Origin of the sequence: Geodermatophilus maliterrae (assembly GCF_041018925.1) — a bacterium.
In the GTDB taxonomy this organism is placed as follows: Bacteria; Actinomycetota; Actinomycetes; order Mycobacteriales; family Geodermatophilaceae; genus Geodermatophilus; species Geodermatophilus maliterrae.
Genome location: NZ_JBFNXQ010000063.1, coordinates 17,718 through 32,557, shown reverse-complemented (window position 1 = coordinate 32,557; position 14,840 = coordinate 17,718). Strand labels below are relative to the sequence as shown.

General features: G+C 75.0%; 14 protein-coding genes. 7 read left to right on the top strand and 7 right to left on the bottom strand.

Features of this window, described 5'->3' with window-relative positions; translation table 11 throughout:
* From murJ to ABQ292_RS17810, 7 genes are all read left to right on the top strand, one after another.
* Window positions 1-1,742: murein biosynthesis integral membrane protein MurJ (gene murJ, locus ABQ292_RS17840; RefSeq protein ID WP_369208842.1), on the top strand; the 1,742-nt coding region annotated here is incomplete at its 5' end.
* 80 nt (window positions 1,743-1,822) lie between these two features.
* The gene (locus ABQ292_RS17835) at window positions 1,823-3,445 is read left to right on the top strand and encodes a protein kinase family protein (protein WP_369208840.1); all 1,623 of its coding nucleotides are present in this window, start codon (window positions 1,823-1,825) and stop codon (window positions 3,443-3,445) included.
* 114 nt (window positions 3,446-3,559) lie between these two features.
* Window positions 3,560-4,579 carry a thioredoxin-disulfide reductase gene (trxB, locus tag ABQ292_RS17830; protein ID WP_438940604.1) on the top strand — a complete coding sequence of 340 codons (1,020 nt, stop codon included), beginning with the start codon at window positions 3,560-3,562 and terminating at the stop codon, window positions 4,577-4,579.
* Window positions 4,580-4,642: 63 nt separating this feature from the next.
* Window positions 4,643-5,014 carry a thioredoxin gene (trxA, locus tag ABQ292_RS17825; protein ID WP_438940603.1) on the top strand — a complete coding sequence of 124 codons (372 nt, stop codon included), beginning with the start codon at window positions 4,643-4,645 and terminating at the stop codon, window positions 5,012-5,014.
* Window positions 5,015-5,205: 191 nt separating this feature from the next.
* On the top strand, window positions 5,206-6,306 hold the full coding sequence (locus ABQ292_RS17820) for an N-acetylmuramoyl-L-alanine amidase (RefSeq protein ID WP_369208838.1): 1,101 nt from the start codon (window positions 5,206-5,208) through the stop codon (window positions 6,304-6,306).
* 274 nt (window positions 6,307-6,580) lie between these two features.
* Window positions 6,581-7,978 carry an aminotransferase-like domain-containing protein gene (locus ABQ292_RS17815; protein WP_369208836.1) on the top strand — a complete coding sequence of 466 codons (1,398 nt, stop codon included), beginning with the start codon at window positions 6,581-6,583 and terminating at the stop codon, window positions 7,976-7,978.
* Between the two features lie 4 nt (window positions 7,979-7,982).
* Complete coding sequence (locus tag ABQ292_RS17810) at window positions 7,983-8,990, top strand: D-alanine--D-alanine ligase family protein (protein WP_369208834.1); 1,008 nt, start codon at window positions 7,983-7,985, stop codon at window positions 8,988-8,990.
* A gap of 71 nt (window positions 8,991-9,061) precedes the next feature.
* Here the strand turns inward: ABQ292_RS17810 and ABQ292_RS17805 are convergent, their stop codons facing one another.
* From ABQ292_RS17805 to rnpA, 7 genes are all read right to left on the bottom strand, one after another.
* On the bottom strand, window positions 9,062-10,129 hold the full coding sequence (locus tag ABQ292_RS17805) for a ParB/RepB/Spo0J family partition protein (protein WP_369208832.1): 1,068 nt from the start codon (window positions 10,127-10,129) through the stop codon (window positions 9,062-9,064).
* On the bottom strand, window positions 10,126-11,268 hold the full coding sequence (locus ABQ292_RS17800) for a ParA family protein (protein WP_369208830.1): 1,143 nt from the start codon (window positions 11,266-11,268) through the stop codon (window positions 10,126-10,128). Before ABQ292_RS17800 ends, ABQ292_RS17805 begins: the two co-directional genes overlap by 4 nt.
* Window positions 11,269-11,365: 97 nt before the next feature.
* A complete protein-coding gene (rsmG, locus tag ABQ292_RS17795) occupies window positions 11,366-12,022 on the bottom strand; it encodes a 16S rRNA (guanine(527)-N(7))-methyltransferase RsmG (RefSeq protein WP_369208828.1) in 657 nt (218 codons plus the stop codon).
* 58 nt (window positions 12,023-12,080) lie between these two features.
* Complete coding sequence (locus ABQ292_RS17790) at window positions 12,081-12,734, bottom strand: Jag family protein (protein WP_369208826.1); 654 nt, start codon at window positions 12,732-12,734, stop codon at window positions 12,081-12,083.
* A 134-nt stretch (window positions 12,735-12,868) separates the two neighbouring features.
* On the bottom strand, window positions 12,869-14,074 hold the full coding sequence (gene yidC, locus ABQ292_RS17785) for a membrane protein insertase YidC (protein WP_369208824.1): 1,206 nt from the start codon (window positions 14,072-14,074) through the stop codon (window positions 12,869-12,871).
* Complete coding sequence (gene yidD / locus ABQ292_RS17780; protein ID WP_369208822.1) at window positions 14,067-14,459, bottom strand: membrane protein insertion efficiency factor YidD; 393 nt, start codon at window positions 14,457-14,459, stop codon at window positions 14,067-14,069. Before yidD ends, yidC begins: the two co-directional genes overlap by 8 nt.
* Window positions 14,456-14,839 (bottom strand): ribonuclease P protein component, encoded by a 384-nt coding sequence (gene rnpA / locus ABQ292_RS17775; RefSeq protein ID WP_369208820.1) that lies wholly within the window; start codon window positions 14,837-14,839, stop codon window positions 14,456-14,458. Before rnpA ends, yidD begins: the two co-directional genes overlap by 4 nt.
* Window position 14,840: the final 1 nt, after the last annotated feature.

Genomic DNA, 14,840 nt, shown 5'->3' with positions numbered 1-14,840 from the left:
CCCCGCCCAACCGGGCCCGGTTCCTGCCGGCCGACGAGACCCAGGTCATCCCGATCCATGTCCTGCCCCCGGTCCCGCACGCGCCGGAGGGGGAGACCGAGGAGGAGGCCCGCGAGCGGGAGGGCGCCCCCGGCGGCAGCCGGGGCATCCTGCGCGCCGCCGGCACGATGGCGGTGGCCACGCTCGTCTCCCGCGTGACCGGCCTGCTGCGCACCATGGTGCTGGCCGCGGCGCTCGGCGTCGGCCTGGTCAACGACGCCTACAACACCGCCAACACGCTGCCCAACATCGTCTACGAGCTGCTGCTGGGCGGCGTGCTCACCTCGGTCATCGTGCCGCTGCTCGTGCACGCCCAGGAGCGCGACCGCGACGGTGGCGTGGCCTACGCCCAGCGGCTGTCCACCCTGGCCGTCGCCGGGCTGGTCGTGGTCACCGCGGTCGCCGTGGCGGTGGCACCGGTGCTCACGGCCCTCTACGGCATCCAGGGCGACCCGGAACAGGTCCGGCTGGCCAACTGGCTGGCACGGATCCTGCTGCTCGAGATCGTCTTCTACGGCGTCGGCGCGCTCGCCCAGGCGATCCTCAACTCCCGGGGTGTCTTCGGCCCGCCCGCGTGGGCGCCGGTGCTCAACAACGTCGTCGTCATCGCCACCGGCGTGCTGTTCCTCGCCGCCAGCGGCCCCGGCGAGCTCACGCCCCGGACGATCAGCAGCGGCCAGGTGTGGCTGCTCGGGATCGGCACCACGCTGGGCATCGCGCTGCAGGCGCTGGTCCTGGTGCCGCTGCTGCACCGGGCCGGCGTCCCGCTGCGGCCGCGCTGGAACCTGCGCCAGATCGGCCTGCGCGAGGTCGGCGGCATGGGTCTGTGGGTGGTCCTCTACGTCGCGGTCAGCCAGATCGGTGTCGTCGTCGCCACCCGTGTGGCCAACGCCGCCGCCCGCGAGGGCGGGCTGGGGTCCAGTGCCTTCGCCATCGCCAGCCTGCTGTTCCAGATGCCCTACGGGATCATCGGCGTCGCCCTGCTGACCGCCCTGGTGCCGCGGATGAGCCGCGCCGCCGCCCGGCACGACGTCCCCGGCGTCGTCCAGGACCTCTCGCTGGGCACGCGGCTCTCCGCCCTCGGTCTGCTGCCGGTGGCCGCCGCCCTCACCGTGCTCGGGCCGGCACTGGCCACGGTGGCCTTCGCGCGCGGCAACACCACGGTCGCCCAGGCGCAGGGCATCGGCGCCGCGCTGGCCGTCGGCGCCTTCGGCCTGCTGCCCATGGCCGTCACGCTGCTGCAGCTGCGGGTCTTCTACGCCATGAAGGACGCGCGCACGCCCACGCTCATCCAGGTCGGCATGGTCGTCGTCCGGGTGCCCCTGCTGCTGGCTGTCCCCGCGCTGGTGGAGCCCGAGCACGTCGTCGCGGGGCTGATGCTGGCCACGAGCACCACCTACCTGGCCGGTTGGCTGCTGGGGCACGTCGCGCTGCGGCGCCACCTCGGGCAGGCCCGCGCCGGCGGTACCCTCGGCCCGGTGCTGCGGATGACCCTCGCCGCCGCCGTCGGGGCGCTGGCCGGGTGGCTGGTCGCCGGAGTGACCGACGACGCCCTGGGCACGTCGGTCGCGGGCTCGCTCGGGACCCTGCTGGTCGGTACCGTGGTCGTCGGTGTCACGACCCTCGCCGGGTTCGTGCTCGCCCGCGTCCCGGAGCTCCGGGAACCCCTCACCGCCGTCCGCGCGCGGCTGGGGCGCGGATGAGCACGGTCCCGCCCGGGCCGGCACCGGTGCCGGGGCAGCGCGCCGCCGGCCGGGGAGGGTCGAGGAGGTCGTCCGCGTCCATGACGTCCACGATCACCGGCCTCCCCGACCGCTACCGCCCGCTCGAGGAGGTCGGCCCGGTCGAGCGGACCGAGACCGGCGTCATCCACAGCTGGCGAGCCAAGGACCGGGTCCTCAACCGCGACGTCGCCGTCCGCGTGCACGAGCCCGGCGGCCCCGCCGCACGCACCTGGATCACCCGCGCGCTGACCGCGGGCGGGCTGGCCACGCCGGCGCTGGCGATGGTCTACGACGCCTCGGAGGGCAACGGCGACGGCAGCGGCAGCGCCGCCTACGTCGTCAACGAGTGGATCGAGGGGCAGACCCTCGCCGAGCGGCTCGAGTCCGGCGCGATGGACGAGCGGGAGGCCCGCACCGTCCTGCGCCGGCTGGCCGAGGGCGTCGCCGAGGCGCACCGCGTCGGCCTCGCCGTGGGCGGGCTGAGCCCCGAGACCGTCGTCCTGCGGCCCAACGGCCTGGTCGGGCTGCGCGCGGTCCCGGCCGCCACCGGCACCGTCCACGAGGACATCGCCGCGCTGGGCGCGCTCCTCGAGTACTGCCTCACCGGCTCCCGCGCCGGCGTCCCGGGCTCCGGCGGCACCCCCTCCGGCCCGCCGCCCATCGCCCAGCCCGACCTGGCCGCGCTGGTGCGCCGGGCCCGCTCCACCGAGCCCGGCACCCGGCTGGCCAGCGCCGCCGCGATCGCCGCGCTGCTGGCCGAGCGGCCGCGCTCCGGCGCCACGCCGGTCCGCGGCCGCGACGAGAGCGACAGCGGCTGGCTGCGCCGCCTGCGCGAGCACCGCGACACCCGGCAGGAGCAGACCCAGCGGGTCACCGGTGCGCCGGCCGCCCCGCCCGCGGACGACCGCGACCACGACGAGCACGACGACGTCGCCCGCCGCCTGGAGCCCGACACCCTCCCGCCGGTCCCGCGCGGCCGCACCGCCGCCACGCCGGCCGAGGAGCCGGTCGACGAGCCGGTCATCGACGACGGCGGTTTCTCCCCGGCGCGCCGGAAACTGCTGGTGGTCGGCCTGCCGCTGGTCGCGCTGCTGATCGTGATCGCGCTGGCGTACTGGGTGGGCACCAACGTGCTGTCGGTCGCCGGGGACGTCGACGAGGTGCCCGGCTCGGCGCCCCCCGCGCCGTCCACCAGCCCCGCGGCCGAGGAGAGCGCCGCCCCGTCGTCCGGGGGCGCACCGGCCGTCATCGCCGAGGGCGCGGTCTTCGACCCGTTCGGCGACGGCGACCCGGACAACCCCCGGGACGTCCCGGCGTCCTACGACGGCGACCCCGCCACGGCGTGGTCCACGGTCACCTACCGGGGCTCCGCCGAGTTCGGCGGCCTCAAGCCCGGCATCGGCGTCGTCTACGACCTCGGCTCGGCCCAGCCGGTCGCCGGGGTCAGCCTGACCACCACCACGCCCGGGATCTCCGTCGAGGTCCGCACCGGCGACGCCCCCGACGGCGACCTCGAGACCTTCCCCGTCGCCACCGCCGGCACCGTCGACGGGACCGCGGAGCTGGCCTTCGCCGAGCCGGTGACCACGCAGTACGTGCTGGTCTGGATGACCGGCCTGGTGCCCGCCGACGACGGTTTCGCCGGCGCCCTGGCCGAGGTCGCGGTCACCCCGGCGACCTGAGAGAAGGACCCCGTCCTCCCCACCCCTCGCACGCTCAGGGTGGTGCCCCGGACGGGGCCGTCACACGTCCGGGGGCGGCTCCGACCAGGGAATGCGGACCCTACGATCCTCGTTGTGCCGCGCGTGACCGACTCCCAGCCGACCCCCGGCCCCGCGACGACCACCGAGGTCCTGTCCCCTGTCATCCCCCCGGCAGAGCACGACGGCGTCCGTGACCTGATCATCATCGGTTCCGGTCCGGCCGGTTACACGGCGGCGGTCTACGCGGCGCGGGCCAACCTGCACCCGCTGGTGTTCGAGGGCTCGCAGTTCGGCGGTGCGCTGATGACCACCACCGAGGTGGAGAACTTCCCCGGCTTCGCCGAGGGCATCCAGGGCCCGCAGCTCATGATGGACATGCGCCAGCAGGCCGAGCGCTTCGGCGCCGAGCTCGTCGCCCGCGACGTCTCCGAGGTCGACCTCACCGCCACCCCCAAGGTGGTCAAGGTCGGGAACGAGGTGCACCTCGCGCACGCGGTCATCGTGGCCACCGGCTCGAAGTACCGGTACCTGGGCCTGGACAACGAGCAGCGCCTCCTCGGCCGCGGCGTCTCCGCCTGCGCCACCTGCGACGGCTTCTTCTTCCGCGACCAGGACATCGTCGTGGTCGGCGGCGGCGACTCGGCGATGGAGGAGGCCACCTTCCTCACCCGCTTCGCCAAGACGGTCACCGTGGTGCACCGGCGGGAGGAACTGCGCGCCTCGAAGATCATGCAGAAGCGCGCGCAGGACAACGAGAAGATCCGCTGGGCCCTGGGCAAGCAGGTCACCGACGTCCTCGGCGAGCAGACCGTCTCCGGCGTCCAGCTCACCGACGTCGGCTCCGGCACCACCGAGGAGCTGCCGGTCTCCGGCGTCTTCGTCGCCATCGGCCACGACCCGCGCAGCGAGCTGTTCGCCGGCCAGCTCAAGCTGGACGACGAGGGCTACATCCAGGTCGAGCACCCGACCACGCGCACCAACATCGACGGTGTGTTCGCCTGCGGCGACGTCGTCGACCACGTCTACCGGCAGGCGATCACCTCGGCCGGCACCGGTGCCGCGGCGGCCATCGACGCCGAGCGCTGGCTGGCCGAGACCTTCGACGAGCGCTGAGACCGGCACCCCACCGCCGGGTGCGCTGATCGCGCACCGGGCATAGACCACCGGTCCGGCCGGTTGATCCGGCCGGGCCACCCGAGTGAGACACAGAGGAGAACGACCATGGCAGGCAACACCGTGACGGTCACCGACGCCAGCTTCGCCAACGAGGTGCTGGGCAGTGACAAGCCCGTCCTCGTCGACTTCTGGGCGGAGTGGTGCGGCCCGTGCAAGATGGTCGCCCCCGTCCTCGAGGAGATCGCCCGTGAGCACGGCGACAAGCTGACGATCGCCAAGCTCAACATCGACGAGAACCCGCAGATCGCCCGTGACTACCAGGTCATGTCGATCCCGACGATGACCGTGTTCCAGGGCGGCAAGCCGGTCAAGAGCATCATCGGCGCCAAGCCGAAGGGCGCGATCCTCTCCGACCTCGCCGACTACATCTGAGCCAGGACCTCCTGCCCCCCTCAGGGGGGCCGCCTGCGCGCAGGGCCCACCCGTCCACCAGGACGGGTGGGCCCTGACGCGTCGGAGGCCCCCCCACCGGGCCGGACGGCGGCGCGGACGGGACAATCGGCGACACGATGGGTACCGAGAACCGCATGCAGCCGCTGGGGCCCGGGAGCCGGGGACCAGCCGTGGCCGACGTGCTGGCGGCTCTGCGCAGCCTGGGTCTGCTGGCCTCCACCGACGGCGGCACGGGGGAACCCCCCGACGGCGCGGAGGTCTACGACGAGGCGACCGCGACCGCCGTCCGCCACTTCCAGCAGGTGCGCGGCCTGTCGGTCGACGGCCGGGTCGGCGAGGAGACCTACCGGGCGCTGTCGGAGGCCCGGTGGTCACTGGGCGATCGGCTGCTGCACCACGACCCCGAGCGGCCGATGCGCGGTGACGACGTCACCAACCTGCAGGAGCGCCTGCTCGAGCTCGGCTACGACGCCGGCCGCGCCGACGGGATCTTCGGTCCCGAGACCGAGGTCGGCCTGCGCGCCTTCCAGCGCGACTACGGGCTGACCTCCGACGGCACCTGTGGGCCGGCCACGCTGCGCGCGCTGCGCCAGCTGGGCCGCAAGGTCACCGGCGGGCGCCCGCAGCTGCTGCGGCAGAGCGCCTCGTTCGTCGACAGCGGGCCGCACCTCATCGGCCGCCGCATCGTCGTCGACCCCGGCCACGGCGGGGCCGACCCCGGCGTCACGTCCGGTGAGACCACCGAGGCCGACCTCGTCCTCGACCTCGCCCGCCGGATCGAGGGACGGCTCGCCGCCGCCGGCGCCACGGTCTACCTCACCCGCGGCCGCGACCAGGACCCGACGCCGGCCGAGCGGACCGCCTTCGCCAACGACGCCCGCGCCGACCTGTTCATCTCCCTGCACCTGGACGAGCACGCCTCCGAGCACGCCCGCGGCGTGGCCAGCTACTACTTCGGCACCGGCTCGGGGACGTCGTCGACGGTGGGGGAGCGCTTCGCCGACCTGGCCCGCCGGGAGGTCGTCGCCCGCACCGGCATGCTCGACCTCGGCGGGCACCCCAAGACCTGGGACCTGCTGCGGATGACCCGCATGCCCTCCGTCCGCCTCGACTGCGGCTACCTCTCGCACCCGGTCGACCGGCTGCTGCTGCTCGACGCCCGGCTGCGCAGCACCGTCGCCTCCGCCGTCCTGGCGGCCGTGCAGCGGCTGTTCCTGCCGGCCGACGCCGACCCGCCCACCGGCACGTTCGTCCTGCCCCACCGGTCCTGAGCACCGGCCCGCCGTCCGCGGCTCCCGGGCGACGATCAGGGGACCTGATCATGGCGTGTCCTCCCCGGCCGTGGAACGTGCGGGAGGACGCCGCGCGGTGAGGGAGGACGGCGGCCACCCCGCCGACGGGGCGCCGGGCCCCGCACGTGGCCGCGGTGGCGCTCCCGGGCGGGCGACGGTGCCCCTGGGGCGCGTGGGGCGGCCGGGTGTGACTGGTCCGTCTCAACCGGCGGTGTCCGACCGTCCGGCTGCGGCGTCTCCCTACACTCGACGGGTGGCCTCTCTCCCGCCGGGTCCGCCGTCGTCCGGCACCCCGCACGCCCACTCGCACGTCGTGCCCCGTCACCCGCGGCTGGACCCCCTCGCCGACCGGTACGCAGCGCGCACGCACGGGATGAAGAGCTCGGAGATCCGTGCACTGTTCTCCGTGGTGAGCCGGCCGGAGGTCGTCTCCCTGGCCGGCGGCATGCCCGCCGTCACCGCCCTCCCGCTCGACGCCGTCGGCTCGATGATCGGCGAGCTGGTCAGCGGCATGGGCGCGCAGACCCTGCAGTACGGCTCCGGCCAGGGCGACCCCCGGCTGCGCGAGCGCATCTGCGACGTCATGGCGCTGGAGGGCATCACCGATGCCTCGCCCAGCGAGGTCGTGGTGACCGTCGGCTCGCAGCAGGGCCTGGACCTGGTCACCCGCGTCTTCTGCGACCCCGGCGACGTCATCCTCGCCGAGGGGCCCTCCTACGTCGGCGCGCTCGGCGTCTTCCAGGCCGCCCAGGCCCGGGTCCGGCACGTCGCCATGGACGACGACGGGCTGATCCCCGAGGCGCTGGAGCAGGCGCTGCTGGAGTCCCGCGCCAACGGCGACCGCGTCAAGTTCCTCTACACGGTGCCCAACTTCCACAACCCGGCCGGCGTCACGCTGTCCGAGCCGCGCCGCCGGGCGATCGTCGACATCGCCGACCGCTACGACCTGCTGGTCATCGAGGACAACCCCTACGGCCTGCTCGGCTTCGACCACGAGCCGATGCGCGCGCTGCGTGCCCGCGACTCCCAGCGGGTCATCTACCTCGGCTCGTTCTCCAAGACCTTCTCCCCGGGCCTGCGCGTGGGCTGGGTGCTCGCGCCGCTCGCCGTCCGGGAGAAGCTCGTGCTGGCCACCGAGGCGCAGGTGCTGTGCCCGCCGTCGCTGACCCAGTACGCCGTCGCGCGCTACCTCGACACCCAGCCGTGGCGCGAGCAGATCAAGCTCTTCACCGAGCTCTACCGCGAGCGGCGGGACGCCACCCTGGAGTCCCTCGAGGCGCTCATGCCCGCGGGCACCACCTGGACCCGTCCCGACGGCGGCTTCTACGTGTGGCTGAAGCTCCCGCACGGCCTGGACGCCAAGCTGATGCAGCCGCGCGCGGTCAACGCCCACGTCGCCTACGTGCCGGGCATCGGCTTCTACGCCGACGGGTCGGGCCGGGAGCACATGCGGCTGTCCTACTGCTACCCCGAGCCCGACCAGATCCGCGAGGGGGTGCGCCGGCTGGCCCGCGTCATCGAGGCCGAGCTGGACCTGCACTCCACCTTCGACACGGTGGACACCGGCACGTTCCGTGCCGTCGGCCGCCCGGCCGAGTCCCCCGCGGAGACCATCGTCGGACCCGCCAACAGCGACCGGACCGAGGACTGACGCCGTGACCGAACCCGCCGCACCGCCCGCCGGTGACACCGCCGCCGGCCCCGCCGCGGAGTCGACGCCCCTGCGCGCCGTCGTCCTCGCCGGGGGGCTGACCTTCGAGCGTGAGGTCAGCCTGTCCTCGGGCACCCAGGTGGTCGAGGAGCTGGCCCGCGTCGGCGTGGACGCCGAGCTGCGCGACGCCGACGCCGAGCTGCTGCCCGGCCTGTCCGCGGCCCCCGCCGACGCGGTGTTCATCGCGCTGCACGGCGCCACGGGGGAGGACGGCGCCCTGCGCGCGGTCCTCGACCTCGCCGGCGTCCCCTACGTCGGTTCCCCGGCCGCGTCCTGCCGGCTGGCGTGGGACAAGCCGGCCGCCAAGTCCGTCGTCCGCACCGCCGGCCTGACGACGCCGGACTGGGTGGCCCTCCCGCACAGCACGTTCCGCGAGCTGGGCGCCGGCGCCGTCCTCGACCTCATCGTCGCCCGCCTCGGGCTGCCGCTCATGGTCAAGCCGGCCTCGGGCGGCTCCGCGCTGGGCGCGCAGAAGGTCGGCCGGGTCGAGGACCTGCCGGCCGCCATGGTCAGCTGCTTCGCCTACGGCGAGACGGTGCTGGTCGAGCGGTTCGTCGACGGCGTGGAGCTCGCCGTGTCCGTGGTCGACCTGGGCGAGGGCCCCGAGGCGCTGCCGGCGGTGGAGATCGCCCCCGAGTCCGGCGTCTTCGACTACACCGCCCGCTACACCCCCGGCCTGACCGAGTACTCGGTCCCCGCGCGGGTCTCCGACGAGGTCGCCGCCCGCGCGGCCGACCTCGCGGTCCGCGTGCACCGGGCACTGGGCCTGGCCGACCTCTCGCGCACCGACGCGATCGTCTCGCCCGACGGCGAGGTGCACTTCCTCGAGGTCAACGTCTCCCCGGGGCTCACCGAGACGTCGATGTTCCCCATGGCGGTCGAGGCCGCCGGACACGACCTCGGCGACGTCCTCTCCCGGCTGCTCACCCGCCGGGCGCGCACCGCCCCCTGAGGAAGGAACCCGCGAGAGGAACGACGAGAGCCCGTGTTTCCGTACGTGACGGAAACACGGGCTCTCGTCGTTCAGTCCTCCTCGCGGCGCCCGGACACCTCCGGGGCCATGAGCCCGATGATGCGCTGCAGGTCGTCGACCGAGCCGAACTCGACCACGATGCGGCCCTTGGCCCGGCCGATCTGGACCTTCACCTTGGTCTCGAAGACGTCGGACAGCCGGCCGGCGAGGTCCTCCACGCCCGGCGCGCTGATCCGGCGGGCCCGGCGGCGGGAGGCCGGCTGCTCGGCCGCGGCGAGCGCCACCGCCTCCTCCGTGGCCCGGACCGACAGTCCCTCGGCCACGATCCGGGTGGCCAGCGCGTCCTGCGCGTCGGAGTCGTCGAGACCCAGCAGCGCCCGCGCGTGGCCGGCGGTGATGACGCCCGCGGCCACCCGCGTCTGCACCTTCACCGGCAGCTTGAGCAGCCGGATCGTGTTGGTGACCTGCGAGCGGCTGCGCCCGATCCGCTGGGCCAGCTCCTCGTGGGTGGCGCCGAACTCCTCCAGCAGCTGCTGGTAGGCCGCGGCCTCCTCCAGCGGGTTGAGCTGGACACGGTGGATGTTCTCCAGCAGCGCGTCGCGCAGCAGGGCGTCGTCGGTGGTGTCCCGGACGATGGCCGGCACCACCTCCAGACCGGCCCCGCGGGCCGCCCGCAGGCGCCGCTCGCCCATGATGAGCTCGTAGCCGCCGCCGTCGTCGGAGCGCTCGCGGACGACGATCGGCTGGAGCAGCCCGAACTCGCGCACCGAGTGGGTGAGCTCCTCGAGCGCCTCGTCGTCGAAGACCTGGCGCGGCTGCCTCGGGTTGGGCACGATCTCGCCGACGGACAGCTCGCGCAGCTGCGCGCCGGGGACGCCGACCGCCTCCTCCCGCTGCCGCGCCACCTCGGCGGCGGCCTGCGCGGCCGGTGGCAGCACCGTGACCGGCGCCGGGGCCTCGGGAGCCACCCGCCCGTCGGCCGGCACCTCGGGGGCCGGGGACACGGGGGATGGCGGTGACCCCTGGGGCACCTGGTGCACCGCGGGGGCCTCGGCGGGCGGGGCGCTGGTGGGGATGAGCGCCGCCAGCCCCCGGCCGAGGCCGCCACGCTTGCTCATCGGTTCTCCTCGTCGACGGAGGTGGGAACGGGCAGGACGGCCGCGTCGGTGCCGGCGAAGGCCCGGCCGGCCAGCGAGCTGTCCGCGTGCGAGCCGGTGGCCAGGCCGGCCTGGGGACGGACCGCCCGCATCGGCGCGGTGGCCGGCGGCGGCGGGGGAGGTGGCGGGCCCATCGGCCGGGGATCGGCCTCGGGCACCAGGTGCACGCCCCGCTCGGCGAGCTCGCGGGCGGCCTCCACGTAGCTGGTGGAGCCGCGCGAACCGGGGTCGTAGGTCAGCACCGACTGGCCGTAGCCCGGCGCCTCCGACACCCGCACGTTGCGGGGGATCACGGTCCGCAGCACCAGGTCCTTGAAGTGGCTGCGGACCTCCTCGGCCACCTGGTCGGCGAGCCGGGTCCGGCCGTCGTACATCGTCAGCAGGATGGTGCGGACGGCGATCCCCGGGTTGAGGTGCGCACGCACCAGCTCGATGTTGTTGAGCAGCTGGCCGAGGCCCTCCAGCGCGTAGTACTCGCACTGGATGGGGATGAGCACCTCGTCGCCGGCCACGAGCGCGTTGAGCGTGAGCAGACCCAGCGACGGCGGGCAGTCGATCAGCACGTAGTGCGGCCGCTCCTCCTCCGGCAGGGAGTGGATGTAGCCCTCGATCGCCCGGCGCAGCCGGTACTCGCGCGCGACGACGGAGACCAGCTCGATCTCCGCGCCGGCCAGGTCGATCGTGGCCGGCACGCAGCGCAGGTTCGGACTGGCGGTGGTCGGGTGGACGACCTCGGCCAGCGAGCTGTCCCCCACGAGGGCGTCGTAGATGGACGGCGTCCCGACGGTGTGCTCGACGCCGAGGGCGGTGCTGGTGTTGCCCTGCGGGTCCAGGTCGATGACCAGCGCCCGGAGGCCGTAGAGCGCCAGGGCGACGCCCAGGTTGACCGTCGAGGTGGTCTTGCCGACACCGCCCTTCTGGTTCGCCACGGTGACCACGCGGATGCGGCCGGGCGGCGGGAAGGGCTCCTGGTCGGCGGCGTGCAGCACCCGGGTGGCCCGCAGTGCCTCCATGGCGATGGGGCTGTCGAAGTCCGCGCCGGGACTGGCCGCCGAGTCGGCCGTGAGGCTGCTGCGCAGCCGCTGGCCCGGGTCGGTCATCGCGGGTCCTCCCTGCCGACCCGTTTCACGTGGAACGGGCTCGGGTGTCTGTGCGGTTCCACGTGGAACGGCGTGCCGGTCGGCGTCCGAGGAGGGCTCACCGCGGCCCACGGGTCATGACCACCACGGTAGTGGCAGCTTCTCCCAGCCCGGTACCGACAGCCCGGGCGTGCACGTCGCGCATCCCCGCCCGCTCCAGCTCGGGCACCAGGCCGGGCAGCTCCTCCAGCGCACGGGCGCCGACGAGGGCGACCAGTTGGGCACCGGGGCGCAGCAGGCCGCGGCACCAGCCCACCAGCCGGGGGAGCGCGGCCACCGCACGGGCGGTGACGACGTCGACCGGGCCCACCTCGCGGACCACCGCGCGCTCCTCGGCGCGGCCGCGGACCACCCGCCACGGGGTCCCGAGCTCGGCGACGACCTCCTCGAGGAACTCCACCCGCCGGGCCATCGGCTCGACCAGCGTGAGTCGCACGTCGGGGCGGGCCAGTGCCAGCGGCACCCCGGGTAGGCCGGCGCCGCTGCCGACGTCGACCACCCGGGCACCCTCCGGCACCGCCTCGGCGACCGCGGCGCTGTTGAGCACGTGGCGTTCCCACAGCCGTGGGACCTCACGCGGCCCGATGAGCCCACGCGTCACACCGTCGGAGGCCAGCCGCGCCACGTAGCGCTCCGCGTCGGGGAGCGCCGGACCGAAGACCGACCGCGCGGCGTCCGGGGCGGGTGGGGCGGACAGGGCGCCCGAGGCGCTCACCCGGGCTCCTCGCCGGCGCCGACGCTCGCGCTGCTGCGCCGTCCTCCGGTGAGCTCGCTCACCTGTCGGGCAGGACCACGACGCGCCGGTTCGGCTCCTCGCCCTCCGACTCGCTGTGCACGCCGGGGACGCCGGCGACGACGTCGTGGACGACCTTGCGCTCGAACGGGTTCATCGGCGCCAGCCGCTCGGACTGCCGGCTGCTCGCCACCCGGCGGGCGGCCTCGGCGGCCAGCGCGGTGAGGTCGGAGCGGCGGCGGGCGCGGTAGCCGCCGATGTCGAGCATCAGCCGGCTGCGGACCCCGGTCGACTGGGCCACGGCCAGGCGGGTGAGCTCCTGCAGGGCCTCGAGGACCGCGCCGTCGGAGCCGACCAGGTCCTGCAGCTCGCCGCCGACGATGGCCACCGAGGCCCGGTCGCCCTCGACGTCGAGGTCGATGTCGCCGTCCACGTCGAGGATGTCGAGCAGCCGCTCGAGGTAGTCCCCGGCGACGTCGCCCTCGCGGACGAGCAGGTCGGTGCCGCTCCGGGCCGCGCCGTCGTCCGGCGCGTCGTCAGCCGGCTCCACCAGCGCGTCGGCGCTGGCGTCGTCGGGGTCGGGCAGGTCGGTCGGCCCGTCCGGCGAGGTGTCGGCCGCGGGGCTCAGGACGGCGCCGGCGGTGACCTCGGCGGTCGGGGCGGTGTCTGCGGGGGGCTGGTGCGGGACGCTCACGGAGGTACCTCCAGTCGGTGCGGGCAGCCGGGCGGACCCGGTGGTCAGGAGCCGGTCGCGCCGTGCGGGCGCGGTGCCGGCGGGGGGTCCGCGGGGCGTCCTCGGGCGAGGCTCCCGGCGCGGACCGGAGCGGTCTAGCGACGCTTGCGCTTGCCGCCGGTGCCGGCGGGGCGGCCGTGCGGGGCGCGGTTGGCCGGGCGGGAGCCCTTGCCCCCGCCGGCCCGGCCAGCCGGCCCACCGGCGGCGCCGGCCGCGGTGCTGCCGTGCGCACCCGTGCCGTTCGCGCCGGTGTGGGTCGAGTCGGTGTGGGTCGAGTCGGTGCCGTCCGCGCCGGTGCCGTCCGTGCCCGCGCCGCCGGCGCTCCCCGCCCCGTCCTTGGTCAGGGCCACGCCGGTCGTCCCCGTCGGGCCGTCACCGTCCCGGGCGCCGTCCTTGACCAGGTCGACGCCGGACGCCGGAGGGCGGCCGCCCCTGGTGCGGACCGGCTTGGCGCCGGGCTTGGGCGCCAGGGTCTTCGGGTCGACGGCCGGCTTGTCGGCGGCGGCCCTGGCCTGGGCCGCGGGCGACCCGGGCGGGGGCATCTTGCGCAGGATGAAGAACTGCTGGCCCATGGTCCACAGGTTGTTGACCAGCCAGTAGAGGAGGACGCCGATCGGGAAGAAGAAGCCGGTGACGAAGAGGCTGATCGGCATGCCGTAGAGCAGGAGCTTCTGCACCATGGCGGCCTGACCCTCGACCGGGCCGCTGCGCCGCATGATCTGCTTCTGTGTGACGTACGTCGTCACGCACATGACGACCATGAGGATGAGCGCCACCGTGCGGATCGGCCCGTAGCCGCCGGTGATGGCGAGGATCGCCTCCGCCTTGGTCCCCGTCATGTTGAACGACGAGGAGATGGGCGCCCCGAACAGCTCCGCGCGAGCGGCCTGGTCGGTCAGCGTGTCGTCCCAGCTGTAGAGCCCCGGCGCGTTCGGCCGCAGCCGGCGCAGCACGTGGAACAGCGACAGGAAGACCGGGATCTGCGGGAGGATCGGCAAGCAGCCGGCCAGCGGGTTGACCCCGCGCTCCTTCTGCAGCGCCATCATCGCCTGGCTGAAGCCCTGCCGGTCAGCGCCGTACTGCTTGCGCAGCTTCGCGATCTCCGGCTGGATCTCCTGCATCGCCCGCTGGCTCTTCACCTGCTTGACGAACAGCGGGAAGAGGATGAGCCGGACGGTGACGACGAGGGAGACGATCGACAGCGCCCAGGTGATGCCGCCGGCCGGGTCGAGGAACGTCGAGAACACCGAGTGCCACGTCTTCATGACGAAGGCGATCGCGGTGTAGAGCCAGTCAAGCAAGGGAGGACTCCTCCTGCGGGGCCCGGCGGGACGCCGGCGGGGTCTCGTGGGCGGGGCGACGGGCACCGTCGGCGGCGGGCACCGGGAGTGCCGCTGTCCTCGACGGACGACCGGCCCCACCGGTTCCGGTGGCGTGCCGTCCGGCGCGCGGTGGCACCGGGTCGAAGCCGCCGGGGTGCCACGGCGCACACTTCAGCAGCCGCCGCAGTGCCAGCCACGACCCGCGGCCGGCGCCGTGGACGGCGACCGCCTCGGCGGCGTAGGCGCTGCAGGTCGGCGCGAACCGGCACCGCGGGGGGAGCGCGGGGCTGATGGCACGGGAGTAGAAGCCGACGGCGGCCAGCAGCACGCGGGCGACCGGCCCGCAGCCGCGGTCGGCGCTCACGAGGGCCGGCCCCGCTCGCCGAGCACGCGGTCCAGGCCCGCGGCGAGGTCGCGGCGCAGCTGCGCGGAGGACGCCGTCCCCGCCTCGGGACGGGCCCGGACGACGAGGTCGGCGGTGTCCGGCAGCCGCGGCAGCTCCTCGCGGACGGCGGCGCGCAGCCGCCGGGTCACGCGGTGGCGCACCACGGAGTTGCCGACCGTCTTCCCCACGACGAAGCCCGCGCGCGGACCGGCGAGCACGCAGGAGGCCCCGGCCGGGGAGGCCGGGGGACGGACGGGGAGGTAGTGGAGCACCATGGTCGGCCGACCGGCACGCCGGCCCGACCGGACGACCGCGGTGAACTCCGGACGCCGGCGCAGGCGGGCCTGCGCGGGCAGCACC